Below are 20,057 nucleotides of genomic sequence, written 5' to 3' on the forward strand. Positions count from 1 at the left end.
ACTCTGTGGATACGTACGGTCACTGTCCGCACGTTGTCCGGTGCTGTCCGGACTGTCGGGGCGGGGTGAGTGGGGAGGGACGGGGGATGAACGTCGACGTGGATGAGCCCGGGTGGGAAGTCGATCCGGACGATGAGTGGGGTGTCGCCGTGATCACCACGGTGGGACGGCAGTTGAAGCTGCGCAGGGAGGCCGTCGGGATGCGCGCCGCCGAGTTCGGGGCGGCCGTCGGGTACGGGGAGGACCTCGTCTACAAGATCGAGGGCGGGAAGCGGATTCCTCGCCGGGAGTATCTGGAGCAGGCGGACGAGGTGTTGGCGGCGGATGGGTTGATCGCGGCGACGTGGGAGGACGTGCGGAAGGTCCGGTATCCGAAGAAGGTGCGGGAACTGGGCAAGTGGGAGGCCAAGGCCGTGGAAATCGGGGTGTACGAGTGCCACAGCATCCATGGGCTGTTGCAGACCCCCGAGCACGCACGCGCCTTGATCGAGGCAGCCCAGCCGCCGTACTCGCCGGACGATGTGGAACGTATGGTGGCCGCTCGTCTAGCCCGGCAGTCGGTGTTCGAGCGTGACCCGGCACCGTCGATCCACTACGTGCTGGAGGAGGCGCCGCTGCGGCGGCCTATCGGGGGCACAATGGTGTGGCGACGGCAGCTTGAACGGCTGCTTGATGTGGGGCGGATGCGCAACGTCATGCTCCAGGTGATGCCGCTCAACTGCGAGACGCACTCAGGCATCGACGGCAAGATCGAGCTGCTGAAGTTCGCGGACGGTACGGCAGTGGGCCGTTCGGACGGGGCCTTCAACGGCCGCCCCACGACGGACGCCAGGCATCTGCGCATCCTTGAGTTGCGGTATGGCACGATCCGGGCGCAAGCTCTCCCGCCCCGGGAGTCGCTGGCCTTCATCGAGCAGTTGCGGGGAGAAGCATGAGTGAATTGGCCTGGTTCAAGAGCAGCTACAGCAGCGGCAACGACGGCGAGTCCTGCGTCGAGATAGCCATAGCCCCCGGCACCATCCACGTCCGTGACTCCAAGCACGCCCCCGCCCAGAGCCCCCGGCTCGCGCTCGCGCCGGAGGTCTGGGGGGCGTTTCTCGCTGGTTACTGCGGGAACGACGCGGCCACGTAGAGCGTCGTCGCGCCGGTCGTCGTGATGCCGGACGACGTGCCGGGGAGGCGGAGGGACGTTTCGCGGCTGTCGCCCGACACGAGCAGGTCGGGGCGGCCGTTGCGGTCGGTGTCGCGCAGGCGCACGTCGATGCCGAAGAACTCGTACGCGGCCGGGGAGCCGGGGACGCCGGACGTGGCGCGGCTGAAGTACTGGGAGTTCGTGCCGGTCAGGCCCGCGCGGCTGCCGCGCAGGATGTGGACGCCGCCCGCGCCCGTCCGGGTGCTGACCTTCTCGCCGGGGACGCCGACCGCCAGGTCCGGGTAGCCGTCGCCGTTGGTGTCGGCGGCGGAGAGGCCGGAGCCCATCCAGTCGCCGGGCGTGGCGGCCGTGGCCACGCCCGGCGACCCCTGGGTGATGCGGTACTTCGTCGTCGGGGCGGTGCCGCCGCCACGCCAGACGACGACCGAACCGGCCTTGCGGTTGTAGCTGCGGTCGCTGACCGCGAGGTCGCCGTAGCCGTCCTTGTCGAAGTCGGCGACGACGCCGGTGGGGCTGTAGTCGGGCTCGGCGTTGTTGATGACGGTGACCTTGCCCGGCCTGATCGTGGAGCCGCCGCGCAGGAACCAGGCGTCCTGGGTGATCTTGTCGTCGTGGTAGCCCTGGCCGAGGAGGAACAGGTCGGTCGCCTTGTCGTTGGTGACCCGGCCCGCGACCAGGCCGCTGGGTTCGAGGATGTCGTTGGGCGTGTGCCGGGTGATCGAGCCCGTCGTACCGGACTTGGTGAAGCCGCCCCGGTAGACGTAGACGCTGTCGATGCCGTTGGCGACGGCGAGGTCGGCCTTGCCGTCGCCGTCGAAGTCGCCGGTCTCTATCTCCTTGCCGAAGCCCTGGTAGGTGCCCGACTTCTTCGGCAGGCGGGTGGCGTCGGAGCCGGAGAGGCCGGACGCCCTGCCCCACAGGATGGTGACCGCGCCCGAGCTGACCTTGTCACCGACCTTCTCGGTGAAGTCGGCCACGGCCAGGTCGGCGTACCCGTCGCGGTTGAGGTCGGCGGCGGCCAGGTCCTCACCGAAGGCGTCGGCGTAGCCGCCCGCGTCCCCGGCCGTGCCGGGGATGCCCGAGGTGGCCTGGGAGAAGACCTTCTTGGTGGTGCCGGGGCCGGTGGCGGTGCCGTACACCACGACCACCTGGCCGCCGTAGTTCCCGTGGGCGTAGTCGCGGTAGCCGTCGCCGTTGAAGTCGTCGGCGTACTTGGCGGGGACGGTGACCGCGCTGGCGGCGCCCGTGGCGAGGGTGAGCAGTCCGCCGGTGAGGGAGACGGCGGTGGCCGTGGCGACCGCCAGGCGGATGCTGCTGCGTCTGGACATGCGGCTCCTGTGGTGATGACCGGTGTTGACCAGCGTTGACCGGTGCTGATCGGTGCTGGGCTTGCGGGTCGAGACCCGTGGCGCGCGGGGATGGTTGTACGCCGTGTGCGTCCCGTTCGTGCACGGGTATTGACCCGCGCCTCGGGCTGGCCCTAACTTCCGCTCCGTCTCCAAAAGTTTCGGATGACACTTCGAAACATTCGAAGAAACGGAATGAGGCCCCCGTATGAGACCCGCACGCCCCATACGCCCCCTGCGCTTCGCCACTGTCGCCCTCACCGCCGCCGCCCTCACCCTGCCGCTGCTGTCGGGCGTCGCCACCGCCGAGCCCTCCGCCCAGCGGAAGGACCCGCACTCCCACGCCAAGCAGGACCGGCTGCGCGCCGCCGCGCCCAAGGGGTTCTACGTCGGCACCGCCGCCGCGGGCGGCGGGCACCACCTGGAGCAGGACTACCCGGACCCCTTCACCTACGACAAGGAGTACCGGAAGATCCTCGGGCAGCAGTTCAGCTCGGTCTCGCCCGAGAACCAGATGAAGTGGGACGCCATCCACCCCGAGCGGGACCGGTACGACTTCGCCGCCGCCGACGCCATCGTCGACTTCGCGGCCAAGCACGGACAGGTCGTCCGCGGGCACACCCTGCTGTGGCACAGCCAGAACCCGGCGTGGCTGGAGCAGGGCGACTTCACCAAGGCCGAGCTGCGCGCGATCCTGCGCGACCACATCACCACCGTCGTCGGGCGCTACGCGGGCCGCATCCAGCAGTGGGACGTCGCCAACGAAATTTTCGACGGCGAGGGCAACCTGCGCACCCAGGAGAACATCTGGATACGGGAACTCGGACCCGGCATCGTCGCCGACGCGTTCCGCTGGGCGCACCGGGCCGACCCGCGCGCCAAGCTCTTCCTCAACGACTACGGCGTGGAGAGCGTCAACGCCAAGAGCGACGCCTACCTCGCCCTCGTCAAGGACCTGCGCGCCCAGCGCGTCCCCGTGCACGGCTTCTCCGCCCAGGCCCACCTGAGCACCCGCTACGGCTTCCCGGGCGACCTGGAGCAGAACCTGCGGCGCTTCGACGCGCTCGGCCTGGAGACCGCCATCACCGAACTCGACGTCCGGATGGACCTGCCGGAGAGCGGCGTGCCGACCCCCGCGCAGCTCACCCAGCAGGCCGAGTACTACGAGCGCGCCCTGACCGCCTGCCTGGCCGTCGAGGACTGCAACTCCTTCACCATCTGGGGCTTCACCGACAAGTACTCCTGGGTCCCGGTGTTCTTCCAGGGCGAGGGCTCCGCGACGGTCATGACGGAGGACTTCAGCCGCAAGCCCGCCTTCTACGCCCTGCTGGCGGCGCTGAAGCGGGCCTGAGAGTCTGGTGGTGCTCCATTGGTCTGAACCTGCCATGTAGTCCGCCATGAAAGGTCTGGTCCATGCGCGGCACCACCGTCCTCCCCGGCACGCCCTGCCTCGCGCCCCGCGCCGACGGCGTCCCCCTGCACCGGCTGGAAGTGGCCGGGCCGGGGGACCCGCCGTTCGCCGTGGGCAGCTTCGACGCCGTAGGGCCGCTGTCGCGGTCCGCCCGGCCGCACCGGCACACCTTCTACGAGATCGCCCACGTGACCGCCGGGTCCGGCGCCCACGTCGTCGACCTGGCCCGTCGGCCGCTGGCCCCGCCGCAGCTCGTCGTCCTGCGCCCGGGGCAGGTGCACCACTGGGAGCAGGACCGCCGTCTCGACGGCACGCTGGTGCTGTTCACCGAGGACTTCCTCGTCGACCACCCCGGCGACCGCGATCTGCTGCTGCGGCTCGCCGCGCACCCCTGGCTGCGGCCCGGCGCCGGGGAGGACGAGCGGATCGGGCGGCTGATGGCGGACCTGGTGCGGGAGTACCGGCAGCGGGCACCGGCGTACGACAGCGTCCTGCGGTCCCTGCTGCACGTGCTGGTCGTCCGGGCGTCCCGGCTCGCGGGGGACCCCGGGCCCGGCGCCCCGGCCGAGGGGCGGCCCGCCGCGGTCGCCGAGGCCTTCGGGCGACTGATCGCCCGCCGGGAGGCCGTCACCTGGACCGTGCGGGAGTGCGCCGAGCGGCTGGGCGTCACCCCCGGCTACCTCACCCAGGCCGTCCGCGCCGCCACCGGCCGCAGCCCCGGTCGGCTGCTGATCGAGGCCCGCACCCAGCGGGCCCAGCGGCTGCTCGCCCACACCGAGCTGTCCGTACGGCAGGTCGCCGCCCGCACCGGGTTCAGCGACCCGGCCTACTTCAGCCGCTTCTTCCGCCGGGAGACCGGACACAGCCCCGGCGCCTTCCGAAAACACCACAGCCGCGTTCACCTGTCCCTCGAAGGCGGGCCGGGGCGGTCCTAGGTTCGGTGCCGTTCCCACACCCCACGAGGAGCGCACCAGTCATGGACGACACCACACCCCCCACGGACGGCCCCCACCTCGTCCGCCGCAAGACCGTCTTACGCGCCGCACTCGCCGCCACCGCCGCGGTCCCGGCGGCCCTGCTGGGCGGCCCGGCCCTGGCCCGCACCCTCGCCAGCGGCGACACCGTGCCCCCGCTCACCCCGGCCTGCGACGACGGGGACGACCCCACGCCGCCGCAGATGGAGGGCCCCTACTTCAAGCCGGGCTCCCCGCGCCGCGCCAGCCTGCTGGACGCCGGTACGACCGGGACGCGGCTCACCGTCAGCGGGTACGTCTTCGGGCTCGCCTGCCGACCGATCGGCGCCGTCCTGCTCGACTTCTGGCAGGCCGACGCGAACGGGGCCTACGACAACACCGGCTACCGGCTGCGCGGCCACCAGTTCACCGGCGCCGACGGCTCCTTCACGCTCACGACGATCGTGCCGGGGCTCTACCCCGGCCGCACCCGGCACATCCACGTGAAGGTGCAGGCGCCGAACCGGCCGGTCCTGACCACGCAGCTCTACTTCCCGAACGAACCCCGCAACAACACCGACACGATCTTCGACCCCCGGCTGCTGATGACCGTGCGGGACGCGGGGGGCGGCGCCAAGGAGGCCGCCTTCGACTTCGTACTGAACGTCCCCCAGGACCCGGGCGGCCCCGATCCGACGCCGACCGCGACCGGCGGCACCTGGGCGCAGGGCACCACCTACCGGGTCGGTGACCGGGTCACGTACGCGGGACGGGCCTACTCCTGCCTCCAGGCGCACACCGCGCAGCCCGGCTGGGAGCCCCCCGCGGCCCCGGCCTTGTGGCGGGCGCTCTGACGCCGCGCCGCCCGCTCCACCCGCCCCGGGTTTGACCTACGTCACGCCCGGGGTAATCTCTTCCGCTCGATTGGCGTCGCCCTTGCCCCGTATGGCAGACTGTCCGAGTTGCTCGGTCGAGTGTTGATGCTGCGCGCCTCCCGCCGGGAGGACCGGAAGCGAGTCCCACAGTACTCGTCGTTCCAACTGCCGTAAGGCAGCAATGGGGCGGACGTACGGGAATCTTCCGGGAAGCGTGGGCGCGGCACCGGCCAGGCGCCCGGTGGGCTTTCGCCCCCGGTCCAGCGGTTCGGTAGAGCCGTGCTACCCCAGCAGGGATGTTCGAACAAGGGACATTCATGTCAGCGGGAGCGCGACACGCCCGACCGCGTGGGTCGGAGAAACCGGGTTCCAGAGCGTTACGAGAGACAGGACTACTGAGTAGCCATGGCGGGACAGAAGATCCGCATCCGGCTCAAGGCCTACGACCACGAGGTCATCGACTCCTCGGCGAAGAAGATCGTCGAGACGGTGACCCGTACTGGTGCGTCGGTCGCGGGCCCGGTGCCGCTGCCCACTGAGAAGAACGTGTACTGCGTCATCAAGTCGCCGCACAAGTACAAGGACTCGCGCGAGCACTTCGAGATGCGCACGCACAAGCGCCTGATCGACATCCTCGACCCGACGCCCAAGACCGTTGACTCTCTGATGCGACTCGACCTCCCGGCCGGTGTCGACATCGAGATCAAGCTCTGAGGGGTCGTGGTCTGAGAATGGCTAAGCAGATCAAGGGCATCCTGGGCGAGAAGCTCGGCATGACGCAGGTGTGGGACGAGAACAACCGCGTTGTTCCGGTCACCGTCGTCAAGGCCGGGCCCAATGTCGTGACCCAGGTCCGTACGAACGACGTCGACGGCTACGAGTCCGTCCAGCTCGCCTTCGGCGAGATCGACCCGCGCAAGGTGAACAAGCCCCTCAAGGGTCACTTCGCCAAGGCCGACGTCACCCCCCGCCGTCACCTCGTCGAGATCCGTACCTCGGACGCCTCCGAGTACACCCTCGGCCAGGAAGTCACCGCCGAGGTCTTCGAGGCCGGTGTCAAGGTGGACGTGACCGGCAAGAGCAAGGGCAAGGGCTTCGCCGGTGTCATGAAGCGCCACAACTTCCGTGGCCTCGGCGCCGGACACGGTACCCAGCGCAAGCACCGCTCTCCCGGTTCCATCGGTGGCTGCGCCACCCCGGGCCGCGTGTTCAAGGGCCTCCGCATGGCGGGTCGCATGGGCAACGAGCGGGTCACCACCCAGAACCTGACCGTCCACGCCGTTGACGCGGAGAAGGGTCTGCTGCTCATCAAGGGCGCGGTTCCCGGTCCGAACGGCGGCCTCGTCCTGGTCCGCACCGCGGCCAAGGGGGCCTGAGGTAACCGATGAGCACTGTTGACATCCTTTCGCCGGCGGGCGACAAGGCCGGTACCGTCGAGCTCCCCGCGGAGATCTTCGGCGTTGAGAAGGTCAGCGTCCCGCTGATCCACCAGGTCGTCGTCGCACAGCTGGCCGCTGCCCGCCAGGGCACCCACAAGACCAAGACGCGTGGCGAGGTCCGCGGCGGTGGCAAGAAGCCGTACCGCCAGAAGGGCACCGGCCGCGCCCGTCAGGGTTCGACCCGCGCGCCGCAGTTCGCCGGTGGTGGCGTCGTGCACGGTCCCGTGCCGCGCGACTACTCGCAGCGCACCCCGAAGAAGATGAAGGCCGCCGCCCTGCGGCACGCCCTCACCGACCGGGCGCGTCACAACCGCATTCACGTCGTCTCCGGCGTGATCGAGGGCGACAGCCCCTCCACCAAGGCCGCCAAGAGCCTGTTCGGCAAGATCAGCGAGCGCAAGAACCTGCTCCTGGTCGTCGAGCGCTCCGACGAGGCCGCGTGGCTGTCCGCCCGCAACCTGCCCCAGGTCCACATCCTGGAGCCGGGCCAGCTGAACACGTACGACGTTCTCGTCTCGGACGACGTGGTCTTCACCCAGGCCGCTTTCGAGTCCTTCGTGTCCGGCCCGAAGGCCGCCACCGACACCGAAGGGAGCGAGGTCTGATGGCCATCCGCCACCCCTCCATCGCCTCGAAGGCCGCCAAGGCCGCCAAGGCCGCGCGCGTCGCCAAGGCACGCCGCCAGGCCACCGAGGGCAAGAACACCGTCGTCACCCCGGCCAGCAAGGCGTTCACGGACCCCCGTGACGTGCTGCTGAAGCCGGTCGTGTCCGAGAAGAGCTACGCGCTTCTCGACGAGAACAAGTACACGTTCATCGTCGCGCCGGGCTCCAACAAGACCCAGATCAAGGAGGCCGTGCAGGCGGTCTTCGACGTCAAGGTCACCGGGGTCAACACGATCAACCGCCAGGGCAAGCGCAAGCGGACCCGCACGGGCTTCGGCCAGCGTGCCGCCACCAAGCGCGCGATCGTGACCCTCGCCGAGGGCGACCGTATCGACATCTTCGGCGGTCCGTCCGCGTAAGCGGGTCGGATCGTCCGATATCGGACGAGGACTGAGAAATGGGAATCCGCAAGTACAAGCCGACTACGCCGGGCCGTCGTGGCGCCAGCGTCGCCGACTTCGTCGAGGTCACGCGGTCCACGCCGGAGAAGTCGCTGGTTCGCCCCCTGCACAGCAAGGGCGGCCGTAACAATTCCGGTCGTGTGACCGTCCGCCACCAGGGCGGTGGCCACAAGCGCGCCTACCGAGTGATCGACTTCCGTCGTCACGACAAGGACGGCGTGCCGGCGAAGGTCGCGCACATCGAGTACGACCCCAACCGCACCGCGCGCATCGCGCTGCTGCACTACGCCGACGGCGAGAAGCGCTACATCCTCGCGCCGCGCGGCCTGTCGCAGGGCGACCGCATCGAGAACGGCCCCGGGGCCGACATCAAGCCGGGCAACAACCTCGCCCTGCGCAACATCCCGGTCGGTACCACGCTGCACGCCATCGAGCTGCGGCCGGGCGGCGGCGCCAAGTTCGCCCGCTCCGCCGGCGCCTCGGTGCAGCTGCTCGCGAAGGAGGGCACCATGGCCCACCTTCGTATGCCGTCCGGTGAGATCCGCCTGGTCGACGTCCGCTGCCGCGCCACCGTCGGCGAGGTCGGCAACGCCGAGCAGTCGAACATCAACTGGGGCAAGGCGGGCCGCAAGCGGTGGCTGGGCGTTCGCCCGACCGTCCGTGGTGTGGTCATGAACCCGGTGGACCACCCGCACGGTGGTGGTGAGGGCCGGACCTCCGGTGGCCGCCACCCCGTGTCCCCGTGGGGCAAGAAGGAAGGCCGTACTCGTTCGCCCAAGAAGGCGTCGAACAAGTACATCGTCCGCCGCCGCAAGACGAACAAGAAGCGCTAAGGACGGGTTGAGATGCCTCGTAGCTTGAAGAAGGGGCCCTTCGTCGACGACCACCTGATCAAGAAGGTGGAAGCCCAGAACGAAGCCGGCACCAAGAACGTCATCAAGACCTGGTCCCGTCGCTCGATGATCGTGCCGGCCATGCTCGGCCACACGCTCGCGGTGCACAACGGCAAGACCCACATCCCGGTGTTCGTCACCGAGTCGATGGTCGGCCACAAGCTCGGCGAGTTCTCGCCGACGCGCACCTTCCGGGGCCACGTCAAGGACGACCGGAAGTCGAAGCGCCGCTAGCAGCGGATCGCATTCAGACACGTAAGTAACTGAAGGGACAACCATGGAAGCCAGGGCCCAGGCGCGGTACATCCGCGTCACGCCCATGAAGGCCCGCCGCGTGGTGGACCTCATCCGTGGCATGGACGCCACGGAGGCCCAGGCTGTTCTGCGATTCGCTCCGCAGGCAGCCTCCGTGCCGGTCGGCAAGGTGCTCGACAGCGCCATCGCCAACGCCGCGCACAACTACGACCACACCGACGCCGACAGCCTCTACATCTCCGAGGCGTACGTCGACGAGGGCCCGACCCTGAAGCGGTTCCGGCCGCGCGCCCAGGGCCGTGCCTACCGGATCCGCAAGCGGACCAGCCACATCACCGTGGTCGTCAGCAGCAAGGAAGGAACCCGGTAATGGGCCAGAAGGTAAACCCGCACGGGTTCCGGCTCGGTGTCACGACCGACTTCAAGTCGCGTTGGTACGCCGACAAGCTGTACAAGGACTACGTCAAGGAAGACGTCGCCATCCGTCGGATGATGACGTCCGGCATGGAGCGCGCCGGTATCTCCAAGGTGGAGATCGAGCGCACCCGTGACCGCGTCCGCGTCGACATCCACACCGCGCGTCCGGGCATCGTCATCGGCCGCCGCGGCGCCGAGGCCGACCGTATCCGCGGTGACCTGGAGAAGCTGACCGGCAAGCAGGTCCAGCTCAACATCCTCGAGGTCAAGAACCCGGAGACGGACGCTCAGCTGGTGGCCCAGGCCGTCGCCGAGCAGCTGTCCTCCCGCGTCTCCTTCCGCCGCGCGATGCGCAAGAGTATGCAGTCGGCGATGAAGGCGGGCGCCAAGGGCATCAAGATCCAGTGCGGTGGCCGCCTCGGCGGCGCCGAGATGTCCCGCTCGGAGTTCTACCGCGAGGGCCGCGTGCCCCTGCACACGCTCCGCGCGAACGTCGACTACGGCTTCTTCGAGGCCAAGACGACCTTCGGCCGCATCGGTGTGAAGGTCTGGATCTACAAGGGCGACGTCAAGAACATCGCCGAGGTCCGCGCCGAGAACGCCGCCGCCCGTGCGGGCAACCGCCCGGCGCGTGGCGGTGCCGACCGCCCGGCCCGTGGTGGCCGCGGTGGCGAGCGGCGCGGTCGTAAGCCGCAGCAGTCCGCCCCGGCTGCCGAGGCCAGCAAGGCGGAGGCCCCGGCCGCCGCCGCGGCCGAGCCGAGCGCTGCCGGAAAGGAGAGCTGACCCCATGCTGATCCCCCGTAGGGTCAAGCACCGCAAGCAGCACCACCCCAAGCGCAGCGGCGCTGCCAAGGGTGGGACGCAGGTTGCGTTCGGCGAATACGGCATCCAGGCGCTGACCCCGGCGTACGTCACGAACCGCCAGATCGAGGCGGCTCGTATCGCCATGACCCGCCACATCAAGCGTGGCGGCAAGGTCTGGATCAACATCTACCCGGACCGCCCCCTCACGAAGAAGCCCGCCGAGACCCGCATGGGTTCCGGTAAGGGTTCGCCCGAGTGGTGGGTGGCCAACGTCAAGCCCGGACGCGTCATGTTCGAGCTGTCGTACCCCAACGAGAAGATCGCCCGTGAGGCGCTCACGCGTGCGGCCCACAAGCTGCCGATGAAGTGCCGGATCGTCAAGCGCGAGGCAGGTGAAGCGTGATGTCGGCCGGTACCAAGGCGTCCGAGCTGCGCGAGCTGGGCAACGAGGAGCTTCTGGCGAAGCTCCGCGAGGCCAAGGAAGAGCTGTTCAACCTCCGCTTCCAGGCGGCCACGGGTCAGCTCGAAAACCACGGTCGGCTGAAGGCCGTCCGGAAGGACATCGCGCGGATCTACACCCTGATGCGCGAGCGTGAGCTGGGCATCGAAACGGTGGAGAACGCATGAGCGAGAACAACGTGACTGAGCAGAACACCGAGGCGCGCGGCTTCCGCAAGACCCGCGAGGGTTACGTCGTCAGCGACAAGATGGACAAGACCGTCGTCGTCGCCGTCGAGGACCGCGTCAAGCACGCCCTGTACGGCAAGGTCATCCGCCGTACGAACAAGCTCAAGGCGCACGACGAGCAGAACGCCGCGGGTGTCGGCGACCGCGTCCTCCTGATGGAGACCCGGCCGCTGTCCGCGACGAAGCGCTGGCGCGTCGTCGAGATCCTCGAGAAGGCCAAGTAATTCCTGCGGGACAAATCCCGCAGGTCGTTCCGCCAGGCTCGGCAGGGGTCCCGTAACAGGGCCCCTGCCGGGAACCGGCAGACAAACAGGAGATAGACGTGATCCAGCAGGAGTCGCGACTGCGTGTCGCCGACAACACTGGTGCGAAGGAGATCCTTTGCATCCGTGTGCTCGGTGGCTCCGGTCGCCGCTACGCGGGTATCGGTGACGTCATCGTCGCCACCGTCAAGGACGCGATCCCCGGTGGCAACGTGAAGAAGGGTGACGTCGTCAAGGCGGTCATCGTTCGCACCGTCAAGGAGCGCCGCCGTCCGGACGGCTCGTACATCCGCTTCGACGAGAACGCCGCCGTCATTCTGAAGAACGACGGCGACCCTCGCGGCACCCGTATCTTCGGCCCGGTCGGCCGTGAGCTGCGCGAGAAGAAGTTCATGAAGATCATCTCGCTCGCGCCGGAGGTGCTGTAAGCATGAAGATCAAGAAGGGCGACCTGGTCCAGGTCATCACCGGCAAGGACAAGGGCAAGCAGGGCAAGGTCATTGCCGCTTACCCGCGCGAGGACCGCGTCCTGGTCGAGGGTGTCAACCGGGTCAAGAAGCACACCAAGGCCGGTCCCACGGCTCGCGGTTCGCAGGCCGGTGGCATCGTCACGACCGAGGCGCCGATCCACGTCTCCAACGTCCAGCTGGTCGTGGAGAAGGACGGCAAGAAGGTCGTCACGCGTGTCGGCTACCGCTTCGACGAAGAGGGCAACAAGATCCGCGTTGCCAAGCGGACGGGTGAGGACATCTGATGGCTACCACCACCACTCCGCGTCTGAAGACGAAGTACCGCGAGGAGATCGCGGGCAAGCTGCGTGACGAGTTCAAGTACGAGAACGTCATGCAGGTTCCCGGCCTCGTCAAGATCGTGGTCAACATGGGTGTGGGCGACGCCGCCCGCGACTCCAAGCTGATCGAGGGCGCCATCCGCGACCTCACCACGATCACCGGTCAGAAGCCGGCCGTCACCAAGGCCCGCAAGTCCATCGCGCAGTTCAAGCTGCGTGAGGGCCAGCCGATCGGTGCCCACGTCACGCTCCGTGGCGACCGCATGTGGGAGTTCCTGGACCGCACCCTGTCGCTCGCGCTGCCGCGCATCCGCGACTTCCGCGGCCTGTCCCCCAAGCAGTTCGACGGCCGTGGCAACTACACCTTCGGTCTCACCGAGCAGGTCATGTTCCACGAGATCGACCAGGACAAGATCGACCGCGTCCGGGGTATGGACATCACCGTGGTCACCACGGCGACCAACGACGCTGAGGGCCGCGCGCTCCTTCGTCACCTCGGCTTCCCCTTCAAGGAGGCGTGAGCGAGATGGCGAAGAAGGCTCTGATCGCGAAGGCTGCTCGCAAGCCCAAGTTCGGCGTGCGCGCGTACACCCGCTGCCAGCGCTGCGGTCGTCCGCACTCCGTGTACCGCAAGTTCGGCCTCTGCCGCGTGTGCCTTCGTGAGATGGCTCACCGTGGCGAGCTGCCGGGCGTGACCAAGAGTTCCTGGTAATCCCCCTTTTCAGGGATTCCGGAAGCTCTCGGTAAGTAAAGGGCGGTGTCAGGTGCCCACCCCTCCATGGCTTAGGCTAGGAGGGTTGGGCGCCTGGACGCCCAGACGACTTACTACGCCGTAGGTCCACCGCGCCGCACCCGTCCCGTCTCGGATCGGGGAGAGGGATGGCGCACCAGGAAACCCCGGCGAGAGAGGCCGAAGGCCAATTCATGACCATGACTGATCCGATCGCAGACATGCTGACGCGTCTGCGGAACGCGAACTCGGCGTACCACGACTCCGTGACGATGCCGGCGTCCAAGATCAAGTCTCACATCGCGGAGATCCTCCAGCAGGAGGGCTTCATCACGGGCTGGCGCGTCGAGGACGCGGAGGTCGGCAAGAACCTCGTCCTGGAGCTGAAGTTCGGCCCCAACCGTGAGCGCTCCATCGCGGGCATCAAGCGGATCTCCAAGCCCGGTCTCCGGGTGTACGCGAAGTCCACCAACCTGCCGAAGGTGCTCGGCGGCCTGGGCGTGGCGATCATCTCCACGTCGCACGGGCTCCTCACCGACAAGCAGGCCGGCAAGAAGGGCGTGGGTGGGGAAGTCCTCGCCTACGTCTGGTAGCGGAAGGGAACGGAGGAAACAGCTATGTCGCGCATCGGCAAGCTCCCCATCGCGGTTCCCGCCGGCGTGGACGTCACCATCGACGGCCAGACGGTTTCGGTCAAGGGCCCCAAGGGCCAGCTGACCCACACCGTCGCGGCGCCGATCGAGATCGCCAAGGGTGAGGACGGCGTCCTGAACGTCACCCGCCCCAACGACGAGCGTCAGAACAAGGCCCTCCACGGCCTGTCCCGCACGCTGGTGGCGAACATGATCACCGGCGTGACCCAGGGTTACGTGAAGAAGCTCGAAATCAGCGGTGTCGGTTACCGCGTTGTCGCCAAGGGCTCGAACCTGGAGTTCTCCCTCGGCTACAGCCACCCGATCCTGGTCGAGGCCCCCGAGGGCATCACCTTCAAGGTCGAGGCCCCCACCCGTTTCTCGGTCGAGGGCATCGACAAGCAGAAGGTCGGCGAGGTCGCGGCCAACATCCGCAAGCTGCGCAAGCCCGACCCGTACAAGGCCAAGGGCGTCAAGTACGAGGGCGAAGTCATCCGCCGCAAGGTCGGAAAGGCGGGTAAGTAAGCCATGGCATACGGGCAGAAGATCCTCAAGGGCGACGCCTACAAGCGCGCCGCGATCAAGCGCCGTCACATCCGGATCCGCAAGCGGATCAACGGTACGGCGGAGCGCCCCCGTCTGGTCGTGACCCGCTCCAACCGTCACATCGTGGCGCAGGTGATCGACGACCTGAAGGGTCACACCCTGGCGTCGGCGTCGTCCCTGGACGCGTCGATCCGCGGTGCCGAGGACAAGTCCTCGCAGGCCAAGAAGGTCGGCGCCCTGGTCGCCGAGCGTGCCAAGGCCGCCGGTGTCGAGGCCGTCGTGTTCGACCGTGGTGGCAACCAGTACGCCGGGCGCATCGCCGCCCTGGCGGACGCCGCCCGCGAAGCCGGGCTCAAGTTCTGAGCCTGCCGTAGCTAGCGGAAACGAAGAGAGGTAATTCCAATGGCTGGACCCCAGCGCCGCGGTGGCGGTGCCGGTGGCGGCGAGCGGCGGGACCGGAAGGGCCGTGACGGCGGCGCTGCTGCCGCCGAGAAGACCGCGTACGTTGAGCGCGTCGTCGCGATCAACCGCGTCGCCAAGGTTGTGAAGGGTGGTCGTCGCTTCAGCTTCACCGCGCTGGTCGTGGTGGGCGACGGTGACGGCACCGTGGGTGTCGGTTACGGCAAGGCCAAGGAGGTGCCGGCCGCCATCGCCAAGGGCGTTGAGGAGGCCAAGAAGCACTTCTTCAAGGTCCCCCGGATCCAGGGCACCATCCCGCACCCCATCCAGGGTGAGAAGGCTGCCGGTGTGGTGCTGCTCAAGCCCGCCTCCCCGGGTACCGGCGTTATCGCCGGTGGTCCGGTGCGTGCCGTGCTGGAGTGCGCCGGTATCCACGACGTGCTGTCGAAGTCGCTCGGCTCCGACAACGCCATCAACATCGTGCACGCGACCGTGGAGGCCCTGAAGGGCCTGCAGCGTCCCGAGGAGATCGCGGCCCGCCGCGGTCTGCCGCTGGAGGACGTCGCCCCCGCGGCCCTGCTGCGTGCGCGTGCCGGGGCGGGTGCGTAATCATGGCGCAGCTCAAGATCACGCAGGTCAAGTCCTACATCGGCAGCAAGCAGAACCACCGTGACACCCTGCGCTCCCTTGGTCTCAAGGGCATCAACACGCAGGTCGTCAAGGAGGACCGCCCCGAGTTCCGCGGCATGGTGCACACCGTCCGCCACCTCGTGACGGTCGAGGAGGTCGACTGATCATGGCGGAGAACAACCCGCTGAAGATCCACAACCTCCGTCCCGCCCCGGGCGCCAAGACCGCCAAGACCCGTGTCGGTCGTGGTGAGGCGTCGAAGGGTAAGACGGCCGGTCGTGGTACGAAGGGTACGAAGGCCCGCTACCAGGTTCCGGAGCGCTTCGAGGGTGGGCAGATGCCCCTCCACATGCGCCTCCCGAAGCTGAAGGGCTTCAAGAACCCGTTCAAGACCGAGTACCAGGTCGTGAACCTCGACAAGCTGGCCGCGCTGTACCCCGAGGGTGGCGAGGTCACCGTCGAGGGTCTGGTGGCCAAGGGCGCCGTTCGCAAGAACAGCCTCGTCAAGGTCCTTGGGCAGGGCGAGATCTCCGTGGCGCTGCAGGTGACGGTCGACGCCGTCTCCGGCTCCGCCAAGGAGAAGATCACCGCCGCTGGCGGTACCGTCACCGAGCTCGTCTGAATTCCACAGGCGTCTCGATGACTTGAGCGATCCCGGCCGGGGATACCCCACAAATGGGGTATCCCCGGTTGGTCGTTCCAAGGGTGGCAGTCTCGCCGGTAAGGTGGCCTGCACTGCCAACTTTCACCGGGTACCCCACAAGGGCACTCCAGGCTACGGTTGGCCGTTACCTAAGTCGTTGTTTCATTGGACCTTCAAGACCGTCACCCTTGACGCAGATGCGCGGGGGTCGCAGGAGGCACCGTGCTCACCGCGTTCGCCCGGGCGTTCAAGACGCCCGACCTGCGCAAGAAGCTGCTCTTCACGCTCGGCATCATCGTGGTGTACCGGATCGGTACGCACATCCCGATCCCGGGTGTCGACTACCGGAGCGTCCAGACCTGTATCGACGTCGCCGAGGGCAACCAGGGTCTGTTCGGCCTGGTCAACATGTTCAGTGGCGGTGCGCTGCTGCAGATCACGATCTTCGCCCTCGGCATCATGCCGTACATCACCGCGAGCATCATCCTTCAGTTGCTCACGGTGGTGATCCCGCGCCTTGAGGCCCTGAAGAAGGAGGGCCAGGCCGGTACGGCGAAGATCACGCAGTACACCCGTTACCTGACGGTGGCGCTCGCCGTGCTCCAGGGCACCGGCCTGGTGGCCACCGCCCGCAGCGGCGCGCTGTTCAGCGGCTGCCCGGTCGCGTCGGAGATCGTCCCGGACCGCTCGATCTTCGTCACCATCACCATGGTGATCACCATGACCGCCGGTACGGCCGTCGTCATGTGGCTCGGTGAGCTGATCACCGACCGCGGCATCGGCAACGGCATGTCGATCCTGATGTTCATCTCGATCGCCGCGACCTTCCCGTCCGCGCTGTGGGCCATCAAGCAGCAGGGCTCGCTGGCCGACGGCTGGATCGAGTTCGGCACGGTCATCGCGGTCGGTCTGGTCATGGTCGGCCTGGTGGTCTTCGTCGAGCAGGCCCAGCGCCGCATTCCGGTGCAGTACGCGAAGCGCATGATCGGCCGCCGTTCCTACGGCGGTACGTCCACCTACATCCCGCTCAAGGTGAACCAGGCGGGTGTGATTCCCGTCATCTTCGCCTCGTCGCTGCTCTACATCCCGGCGCTGATCGCCCAGTTCTCCAACGGCGACTCGTCGTGGAAGACCTGGATCGAGGCTCACCTCGTCAAGGGCGACCACCCGCTTTACATCAGTATGTACTTCTTGCTCATCGTGTTCTTCGCGTTCTTCTACGTGGCAATCTCCTTTAACCCCGAGGAAGTCGCGGACAACATGAAGAAGTATGGTGGCTTCATCCCGGGCATCCGGGCTGGCCGACCGACCGCTGAGTACCTCAGCTACGTACTCAACCGGATCACCTGGCCGGGTTCGCTGTACTTGGGTCTGATCGCTCTCGTTCCAACAATGGCGTTGGTTGGTTTCGGGGCAAACCAGAACTTCCCGTTCGGCGGTACCAGCATCCTGATCATCGTGGGTGTCGGTCTGGAGACGGTGAAGCAGATCGAGAGCCAGCTCCAGCAGCGCAATTACGAAGGGTTCCTCCGCTGATGCGAATCGTCCTCGTCGGGCCACCGGGCGCGGGCAAGGGTACGCAAGCCACCCGCCTTGCCGAGAAGCTGTCGATCCCGCACATCTCCACGGGTGACCTGTTCCGCGCCAACATCAGCCAGCAGACGGAGCTGGGGAAGCTCGCCAAGTCCTACATGGACGCGGGCAACCTGGTGCCGGACGAGGTCACCATCGCGATGGCCAAGGACCGCATGGAGCAGCCGGACGCGGAGAACGGCTTCCTGCTGGACGGCTTCCCGCGCAACGTGTCGCAGGCCGAGGCGCTGGACGAGCTGCTGACGGCCGAGCACATGGAGCTGGACGCGGTGCTCGACCTGGAGGCCCCCGAGGACGAGGTCGTCAAGCGGATCGCCGGTCGGCGGATCTGCCGCAAGGACTCCAGCCACGTCTTCCACGTCACCTACAGCGCCCCCAAGAAGGAGGGCGTGTGTGACGTGTGCGGCGGTGAGCTGTACCAGCGCGACGACGACTCCGAGGCGACGGTCCGCACGCGGCTGGAGGTCTACCACACGCAGACCGAGCCGATCATCGACTACTACAAGGCGCAGGGCCTGGTCGTCACCATCAACGCCCTGGGCCCGGTCGACGAGGTCACGGGCCGCGCGCTGGAGGCGCTGAAGCGTCAGGGCGAGCCCGTCCAGTAGGCGTCCCCGCTCACACGGTCATACGGTGTCGCAGCCGCGGTTCCTGGTACTCGGGACCGCGGCTGCGGCGCGACCGCGCCCGTATCGTTGACGTAGTCCGTCCCCTGTCTCCCTCTCCCGGTCGAAGAAAGGCCCCCGTCCCCATGGTGCAGATCAAGAGCCCTGAGCAGATCGCGAAGATGCGTGAGGCGGGGCTGGTCGTCGCCGCCGTCCACGCGGCCACCCGGGAGGCCGCGGTGCCGGGCGCGACGACGAAGGATCTGGACGAGGTCGCCCGCAAGGTGCTCGCGGAGCACGGCGCGAAGTCGAACTTCCTCGGGTACGGCGGTTTCCCCGCGACGATCTGCACCTCCGTCAACGAGGTCGTCGTCCACGGCATCCCCTCGGAGGACGTCGTGCTGAAGGACGGCGACATCATCTCCGTGGACGCCGGGGCGATCGTCGACGGCTGGCACGGGGACGCGGCGTACACCGCGTTCGTCGGCTCCGGTCACTCCCCGGAGCTGGTTGAGCTGTCCCGGGTGACCGAGGAGTCGATGTGGGCCGGGATCGCGGCGATGAAGCAGGGCAACCGGCTCGTCGACATCTCCCGCGCCATCGAGACGTACGTCCGCCGCCAGCCGAAGCCCGGCGGCGGCCGGTACGGGATCGTCGAGGACTACGGCGGCCACGGCATCGGCTCCGAGATGCACATGGACCCGCACCTGCTGAACTACGTCGACCGCAAGCGCGGCAAGGGCCCCAAGCTGGTCCCCGGCATCTGCCTCGCCATCGAGCCGATGCTCTCCCTCGGGACCCCGAAGACGGAGGTCCTGTCGGACGACTGGACGGTCATCACGACCGACGGCACCTGGTCCTCCCACTGGGAACACTCCATCGCCCTCACCCCCCAGGGCCCCCTGGTCCTGACGGCCCCCGACGGCGGCAGGGCGAAGCTCGCCGAGTACGGCATCACGGCTGCGCCGGACCCGCTGGCCTGACGGCGGGGGCGGTCGCGGCCGCTGGTCGGAGGCCAGCGCAGCCGCGCGAAGCCAGAGAGGCGCCCTGGCGCCGATCGCCCGCGAGGGCGGCGTCGGGAAGCGGTCGGCGGCAAGGCCAAGCTCGCCGAGTACGGCATCACGGCTGCGCCGGATCCGCTGGGCTGACGGTGGGGGCGGTCGGGACCGCTGGTCGGAGGCCAGCGCAGCCGCGCGAAGCCAGAGAGGCGCCCTGGCGCCGATCGCCCGCGAGGGCGGCGTCGGGAAGCGGTCGGCGGCAAGGCCAAGCTCGCCGAGTACGGCATCACGGCTGCGCCGGATCCGCTGGGCTGATGGCTGTGCTGGGCCCGGGCGCATGATGATCTCTGGGGTGGGGCAGGATTGCTCGATTCGTCTTTCCGGGTGCGCTGACGTAGACTGACTCGTCGGCTCCCGTGCACCCGCATGTCTCCATGCGCTCAGTGTGACGGGGCCGATCAAGGTAGTCGATTCGAAGGGCGAAGCGTGGCCAAGAAGCAAGGTGCCATCGAGATCGAGGGCACTGTCGTCGAGTCTCTGCCGAACGCCATGTTCAAGGTCGAGCTCCAGAACGGCCACCAGGTCCTGGCACACATCAGCGGCAAGATGCGTATGCACTACATCCGCATCCTCCCTGACGACCGGGTCGTGGTGGAGCTGTCTCCGTACGACCTGACGCGTGGCCGGATCGTCTACCGCTACAAGTAGATCTTGCCCGCGCCCCGCTTCCGAGCGGAGCGATGGCACTGACCCGGAGAACCTCACCCCATGAAGGTCAAGCCGAGCGTCAAGAAGATCTGCGACAAGTGCAGGGTGATCCGCCGTCACGGCCGGGTCATGGTCATCTGCGAGAACCCGCGCCACAAGCAGCGCCAGGGCTGACCGTAGATCCATCCCTCTGCCTTCGCAGAGATTCGCGCGACGCGAGC

32 protein-coding genes are annotated in these 20,057 nt (G+C 68.0%); 31 read left to right on the top strand and 1 reads right to left on the bottom strand.

Annotation, left to right across the window (positions count from 1 at the left end):
• Positions 1 to 86: 86 nt before the first annotated feature.
• Both ACFQZ6_RS21390 and ACFQZ6_RS21395 read left to right on the top strand, forming a co-directional pair.
• Positions 87 to 935, top strand: a complete 849-nt coding sequence (locus ACFQZ6_RS21390; RefSeq protein ID WP_381611503.1) for a helix-turn-helix domain-containing protein — start codon at positions 87 to 89, stop codon at positions 933 to 935.
• Complete coding sequence (locus ACFQZ6_RS21395; RefSeq protein WP_381611505.1) at positions 932 to 1,132, top strand: DUF397 domain-containing protein; 201 nt, start codon at positions 932 to 934, stop codon at positions 1,130 to 1,132. The genes ACFQZ6_RS21390 and ACFQZ6_RS21395 overlap by 4 nt, the downstream gene beginning before the upstream one ends.
• Here ACFQZ6_RS21395 and ACFQZ6_RS21400 read toward each other — a convergent pair.
• Positions 1,105 to 2,481: an FG-GAP and VCBS repeat-containing protein gene (locus tag ACFQZ6_RS21400; protein WP_381611506.1), complete on the bottom strand. Its 1,377-nt coding sequence runs from the start codon at positions 2,479 to 2,481 to the stop codon at positions 1,105 to 1,107. The two genes, ACFQZ6_RS21395 and ACFQZ6_RS21400, sit on opposite strands and share 28 nt — an antisense overlap.
• Positions 2,482 to 2,707: 226 nt before the next feature.
• On the opposite strand from ACFQZ6_RS21400, the gene ACFQZ6_RS21405 reads away from it, so the two are divergent.
• The 29 genes from ACFQZ6_RS21405 (at position 2,708) to rpmJ (ending at position 20,010) form a co-directional block, all read left to right on the top strand.
• The gene (locus tag ACFQZ6_RS21405; protein WP_381611508.1) at positions 2,708 to 3,850 is read left to right on the top strand and encodes an endo-1,4-beta-xylanase; all 1,143 of its coding nucleotides are present in this window, start codon (positions 2,708 to 2,710) and stop codon (positions 3,848 to 3,850) included.
• Between the two features lie 62 nt (positions 3,851 to 3,912).
• On the top strand, positions 3,913 to 4,845 hold the full coding sequence (locus ACFQZ6_RS21410) for a helix-turn-helix domain-containing protein (RefSeq protein ID WP_381611510.1): 933 nt from the start codon (positions 3,913 to 3,915) through the stop codon (positions 4,843 to 4,845).
• 41 nt (positions 4,846 to 4,886) lie between these two features.
• On the top strand, positions 4,887 to 5,717 hold the full coding sequence (locus ACFQZ6_RS21415) for a carbohydrate-binding protein (protein ID WP_381611512.1): 831 nt from the start codon (positions 4,887 to 4,889) through the stop codon (positions 5,715 to 5,717).
• A 426-nt stretch (positions 5,718 to 6,143) separates the two neighbouring features.
• The gene (rpsJ, locus tag ACFQZ6_RS21420) at positions 6,144 to 6,452 is read left to right on the top strand and encodes a 30S ribosomal protein S10 (protein ID WP_003948644.1); all 309 of its coding nucleotides are present in this window, start codon (positions 6,144 to 6,146) and stop codon (positions 6,450 to 6,452) included.
• A 17-nt stretch (positions 6,453 to 6,469) separates the two neighbouring features.
• On the top strand, positions 6,470 to 7,114 hold the full coding sequence (gene rplC, locus ACFQZ6_RS21425; protein WP_210922727.1) for a 50S ribosomal protein L3: 645 nt from the start codon (positions 6,470 to 6,472) through the stop codon (positions 7,112 to 7,114).
• Positions 7,115 to 7,122: 8 nt separating this feature from the next.
• On the top strand, positions 7,123 to 7,782 hold the full coding sequence (gene rplD / locus ACFQZ6_RS21430; RefSeq protein ID WP_381611514.1) for a 50S ribosomal protein L4: 660 nt from the start codon (positions 7,123 to 7,125) through the stop codon (positions 7,780 to 7,782).
• A complete protein-coding gene (gene rplW, locus ACFQZ6_RS21435; RefSeq protein ID WP_381611516.1) occupies positions 7,782 to 8,201 on the top strand; it encodes a 50S ribosomal protein L23 in 420 nt (139 codons plus the stop codon). The genes rplD and rplW overlap by 1 nt, the downstream gene beginning before the upstream one ends.
• A gap of 38 nt (positions 8,202 to 8,239) precedes the next feature.
• Positions 8,240 to 9,076, top strand: a complete 837-nt coding sequence (rplB, locus tag ACFQZ6_RS21440; protein ID WP_360225278.1) for a 50S ribosomal protein L2 — start codon at positions 8,240 to 8,242, stop codon at positions 9,074 to 9,076.
• Between the two features lie 12 nt (positions 9,077 to 9,088).
• On the top strand, positions 9,089 to 9,370 hold the full coding sequence (rpsS, locus tag ACFQZ6_RS21445) for a 30S ribosomal protein S19 (protein ID WP_019753092.1): 282 nt from the start codon (positions 9,089 to 9,091) through the stop codon (positions 9,368 to 9,370).
• 43 nt (positions 9,371 to 9,413) lie between these two features.
• Positions 9,414 to 9,761 (top strand): 50S ribosomal protein L22, encoded by a 348-nt coding sequence (gene rplV, locus ACFQZ6_RS21450; RefSeq protein ID WP_019329637.1) that lies wholly within the window; start codon positions 9,414 to 9,416, stop codon positions 9,759 to 9,761.
• Positions 9,761 to 10,591: a 30S ribosomal protein S3 gene (gene rpsC / locus ACFQZ6_RS21455; RefSeq protein WP_381611519.1), complete on the top strand. Its 831-nt coding sequence runs from the start codon at positions 9,761 to 9,763 to the stop codon at positions 10,589 to 10,591. The genes rplV and rpsC overlap by 1 nt, the downstream gene beginning before the upstream one ends.
• Positions 10,592 to 10,595: 4 nt before the next feature.
• A complete protein-coding gene (rplP, locus tag ACFQZ6_RS21460) occupies positions 10,596 to 11,015 on the top strand; it encodes a 50S ribosomal protein L16 (protein ID WP_210922737.1) in 420 nt (139 codons plus the stop codon).
• Positions 11,015 to 11,239: a 50S ribosomal protein L29 gene (gene rpmC, locus ACFQZ6_RS21465; protein ID WP_007494763.1), complete on the top strand. Its 225-nt coding sequence runs from the start codon at positions 11,015 to 11,017 to the stop codon at positions 11,237 to 11,239. Before rplP ends, rpmC begins: the two co-directional genes overlap by 1 nt.
• Positions 11,236 to 11,523 (top strand): 30S ribosomal protein S17, encoded by a 288-nt coding sequence (gene rpsQ, locus ACFQZ6_RS21470; RefSeq protein WP_028420769.1) that lies wholly within the window; start codon positions 11,236 to 11,238, stop codon positions 11,521 to 11,523. The genes rpmC and rpsQ overlap by 4 nt, the downstream gene beginning before the upstream one ends.
• 98 nt (positions 11,524 to 11,621) lie before the next feature.
• A complete protein-coding gene (gene rplN, locus ACFQZ6_RS21475; protein WP_003998823.1) occupies positions 11,622 to 11,990 on the top strand; it encodes a 50S ribosomal protein L14 in 369 nt (122 codons plus the stop codon).
• 2 nt (positions 11,991 to 11,992) lie between these two features.
• Positions 11,993 to 12,316, top strand: coding sequence for a 50S ribosomal protein L24 (gene rplX, locus ACFQZ6_RS21480; protein WP_350962687.1), 324 nt, complete (start codon positions 11,993 to 11,995; stop codon positions 12,314 to 12,316).
• Positions 12,316 to 12,873 (top strand): 50S ribosomal protein L5, encoded by a 558-nt coding sequence (gene rplE, locus ACFQZ6_RS21485; protein WP_053661885.1) that lies wholly within the window; start codon positions 12,316 to 12,318, stop codon positions 12,871 to 12,873. The genes rplX and rplE overlap by 1 nt, the downstream gene beginning before the upstream one ends.
• A gap of 5 nt (positions 12,874 to 12,878) precedes the next feature.
• Positions 12,879 to 13,064: a type Z 30S ribosomal protein S14 gene (locus ACFQZ6_RS21490; protein ID WP_003956452.1), complete on the top strand. Its 186-nt coding sequence runs from the start codon at positions 12,879 to 12,881 to the stop codon at positions 13,062 to 13,064.
• Positions 13,065 to 13,276: 212 nt separating this feature from the next.
• Positions 13,277 to 13,675, top strand: a complete 399-nt coding sequence (rpsH, locus tag ACFQZ6_RS21495; protein ID WP_030046382.1) for a 30S ribosomal protein S8 — start codon at positions 13,277 to 13,279, stop codon at positions 13,673 to 13,675.
• Positions 13,676 to 13,699: 24 nt separating this feature from the next.
• Positions 13,700 to 14,239, top strand: coding sequence for a 50S ribosomal protein L6 (gene rplF / locus ACFQZ6_RS21500; protein WP_381611522.1), 540 nt, complete (start codon positions 13,700 to 13,702; stop codon positions 14,237 to 14,239).
• A gap of 3 nt (positions 14,240 to 14,242) precedes the next feature.
• A complete protein-coding gene (gene rplR, locus ACFQZ6_RS21505) occupies positions 14,243 to 14,623 on the top strand; it encodes a 50S ribosomal protein L18 (protein WP_019753098.1) in 381 nt (126 codons plus the stop codon).
• A gap of 39 nt (positions 14,624 to 14,662) precedes the next feature.
• Positions 14,663 to 15,268 carry a 30S ribosomal protein S5 gene (rpsE, locus tag ACFQZ6_RS21510; protein ID WP_009190144.1) on the top strand — a complete coding sequence of 202 codons (606 nt, stop codon included), beginning with the start codon at positions 14,663 to 14,665 and terminating at the stop codon, positions 15,266 to 15,268.
• 2 nt (positions 15,269 to 15,270) lie between these two features.
• The gene (gene rpmD, locus ACFQZ6_RS21515; RefSeq protein WP_003974250.1) at positions 15,271 to 15,453 is read left to right on the top strand and encodes a 50S ribosomal protein L30; all 183 of its coding nucleotides are present in this window, start codon (positions 15,271 to 15,273) and stop codon (positions 15,451 to 15,453) included.
• 2 nt (positions 15,454 to 15,455) lie between these two features.
• On the top strand, positions 15,456 to 15,911 hold the full coding sequence (gene rplO, locus ACFQZ6_RS21520; RefSeq protein WP_067018996.1) for a 50S ribosomal protein L15: 456 nt from the start codon (positions 15,456 to 15,458) through the stop codon (positions 15,909 to 15,911).
• A 243-nt stretch (positions 15,912 to 16,154) separates the two neighbouring features.
• On the top strand, positions 16,155 to 17,468 hold the full coding sequence (gene secY / locus ACFQZ6_RS21525; protein ID WP_381611525.1) for a preprotein translocase subunit SecY: 1,314 nt from the start codon (positions 16,155 to 16,157) through the stop codon (positions 17,466 to 17,468).
• Positions 17,468 to 18,133: an adenylate kinase gene (locus ACFQZ6_RS21530; RefSeq protein ID WP_381611527.1), complete on the top strand. Its 666-nt coding sequence runs from the start codon at positions 17,468 to 17,470 to the stop codon at positions 18,131 to 18,133. The genes secY and ACFQZ6_RS21530 overlap by 1 nt, the downstream gene beginning before the upstream one ends.
• Before the next feature lie 143 nt (positions 18,134 to 18,276).
• The gene (gene map / locus ACFQZ6_RS21535; RefSeq protein WP_381611529.1) at positions 18,277 to 19,113 is read left to right on the top strand and encodes a type I methionyl aminopeptidase; all 837 of its coding nucleotides are present in this window, start codon (positions 18,277 to 18,279) and stop codon (positions 19,111 to 19,113) included.
• Between the two features lie 501 nt (positions 19,114 to 19,614).
• A complete protein-coding gene (gene infA, locus ACFQZ6_RS21540) occupies positions 19,615 to 19,836 on the top strand; it encodes a translation initiation factor IF-1 (RefSeq protein ID WP_003948620.1) in 222 nt (73 codons plus the stop codon).
• 60 nt (positions 19,837 to 19,896) lie between these two features.
• The gene (gene rpmJ / locus ACFQZ6_RS21545; protein WP_003998809.1) at positions 19,897 to 20,010 is read left to right on the top strand and encodes a 50S ribosomal protein L36; all 114 of its coding nucleotides are present in this window, start codon (positions 19,897 to 19,899) and stop codon (positions 20,008 to 20,010) included.
• The last annotated feature ends 47 nt before the right edge of the window (positions 20,011 to 20,057 follow it).

The sequence above is a fragment of the Streptomyces flavalbus genome (assembly GCF_042674625.1).
Taxonomy (GTDB): domain Bacteria; phylum Actinomycetota; class Actinomycetes; order Streptomycetales; family Streptomycetaceae; genus Streptomyces; species Streptomyces flavalbus.

What these genes read in the sequence shown, in the direction of transcription:
- rpsH (WP_030046382.1), top strand. Translation starts at nt 13,277, where the DNA reads ATGACCATGACTGATCCGATCGCAGACATGCTGACGCGTCTGCGGAAC.
- rplW (WP_381611516.1), top strand. Translation starts at nt 7,782, where the DNA reads ATGGCCATCCGCCACCCCTCCATCGCCTCGAAGGCCGCCAAGGCCGCC.
- rplR (WP_019753098.1), top strand. Translation starts at nt 14,243, where the DNA reads ATGGCATACGGGCAGAAGATCCTCAAGGGCGACGCCTACAAGCGCGCC.
- rplX (WP_350962687.1), top strand. Translation starts at nt 11,993, where the DNA reads ATGAAGATCAAGAAGGGCGACCTGGTCCAGGTCATCACCGGCAAGGAC.
- ACFQZ6_RS21410 (WP_381611510.1), top strand. Translation starts at nt 3,913, where the DNA reads ATGCGCGGCACCACCGTCCTCCCCGGCACGCCCTGCCTCGCGCCCCGC.
- ACFQZ6_RS21530 (WP_381611527.1), top strand. Translation starts at nt 17,468, where the DNA reads ATGCGAATCGTCCTCGTCGGGCCACCGGGCGCGGGCAAGGGTACGCAA.
- rplV (WP_019329637.1), top strand. Translation starts at nt 9,414, where the DNA reads ATGGAAGCCAGGGCCCAGGCGCGGTACATCCGCGTCACGCCCATGAAG.
- rpsQ (WP_028420769.1), top strand. Translation starts at nt 11,236, where the DNA reads ATGAGCGAGAACAACGTGACTGAGCAGAACACCGAGGCGCGCGGCTTC.
- rplO (WP_067018996.1), top strand. Translation starts at nt 15,456, where the DNA reads ATGGCGGAGAACAACCCGCTGAAGATCCACAACCTCCGTCCCGCCCCG.
- rpsS (WP_019753092.1), top strand. Translation starts at nt 9,089, where the DNA reads ATGCCTCGTAGCTTGAAGAAGGGGCCCTTCGTCGACGACCACCTGATC.
- rplE (WP_053661885.1), top strand. Translation starts at nt 12,316, where the DNA reads ATGGCTACCACCACCACTCCGCGTCTGAAGACGAAGTACCGCGAGGAG.
- ACFQZ6_RS21400 (WP_381611506.1), bottom strand. Translation starts at nt 2,481, where the DNA reads ATGTCCAGACGCAGCAGCATCCGCCTGGCGGTCGCCACGGCCACCGCC.
- rpmD (WP_003974250.1), top strand. Translation starts at nt 15,271, where the DNA reads ATGGCGCAGCTCAAGATCACGCAGGTCAAGTCCTACATCGGCAGCAAG.
- rplB (WP_360225278.1), top strand. Translation starts at nt 8,240, where the DNA reads ATGGGAATCCGCAAGTACAAGCCGACTACGCCGGGCCGTCGTGGCGCC.
- rplD (WP_381611514.1), top strand. Translation starts at nt 7,123, where the DNA reads ATGAGCACTGTTGACATCCTTTCGCCGGCGGGCGACAAGGCCGGTACC.
- rpsE (WP_009190144.1), top strand. Translation starts at nt 14,663, where the DNA reads ATGGCTGGACCCCAGCGCCGCGGTGGCGGTGCCGGTGGCGGCGAGCGG.
- ACFQZ6_RS21395 (WP_381611505.1), top strand. Translation starts at nt 932, where the DNA reads ATGAGTGAATTGGCCTGGTTCAAGAGCAGCTACAGCAGCGGCAACGAC.
- ACFQZ6_RS21405 (WP_381611508.1), top strand. Translation starts at nt 2,708, where the DNA reads ATGAGACCCGCACGCCCCATACGCCCCCTGCGCTTCGCCACTGTCGCC.
- map (WP_381611529.1), top strand. Translation starts at nt 18,277, where the DNA reads ATGGTGCAGATCAAGAGCCCTGAGCAGATCGCGAAGATGCGTGAGGCG.
- rpsC (WP_381611519.1), top strand. Translation starts at nt 9,761, where the DNA reads ATGGGCCAGAAGGTAAACCCGCACGGGTTCCGGCTCGGTGTCACGACC.
- rpmJ (WP_003998809.1), top strand. Translation starts at nt 19,897, where the DNA reads ATGAAGGTCAAGCCGAGCGTCAAGAAGATCTGCGACAAGTGCAGGGTG.
- ACFQZ6_RS21390 (WP_381611503.1), top strand. Translation starts at nt 87, where the DNA reads ATGAACGTCGACGTGGATGAGCCCGGGTGGGAAGTCGATCCGGACGAT.
- ACFQZ6_RS21490 (WP_003956452.1), top strand. Translation starts at nt 12,879, where the DNA reads ATGGCGAAGAAGGCTCTGATCGCGAAGGCTGCTCGCAAGCCCAAGTTC.
- rplC (WP_210922727.1), top strand. Translation starts at nt 6,470, where the DNA reads ATGGCTAAGCAGATCAAGGGCATCCTGGGCGAGAAGCTCGGCATGACG.
- rpmC (WP_007494763.1), top strand. Translation starts at nt 11,015, where the DNA reads ATGTCGGCCGGTACCAAGGCGTCCGAGCTGCGCGAGCTGGGCAACGAG.
- rplF (WP_381611522.1), top strand. Translation starts at nt 13,700, where the DNA reads ATGTCGCGCATCGGCAAGCTCCCCATCGCGGTTCCCGCCGGCGTGGAC.
- rplP (WP_210922737.1), top strand. Translation starts at nt 10,596, where the DNA reads ATGCTGATCCCCCGTAGGGTCAAGCACCGCAAGCAGCACCACCCCAAG.
- ACFQZ6_RS21415 (WP_381611512.1), top strand. Translation starts at nt 4,887, where the DNA reads ATGGACGACACCACACCCCCCACGGACGGCCCCCACCTCGTCCGCCGC.
- rpsJ (WP_003948644.1), top strand. Translation starts at nt 6,144, where the DNA reads ATGGCGGGACAGAAGATCCGCATCCGGCTCAAGGCCTACGACCACGAG.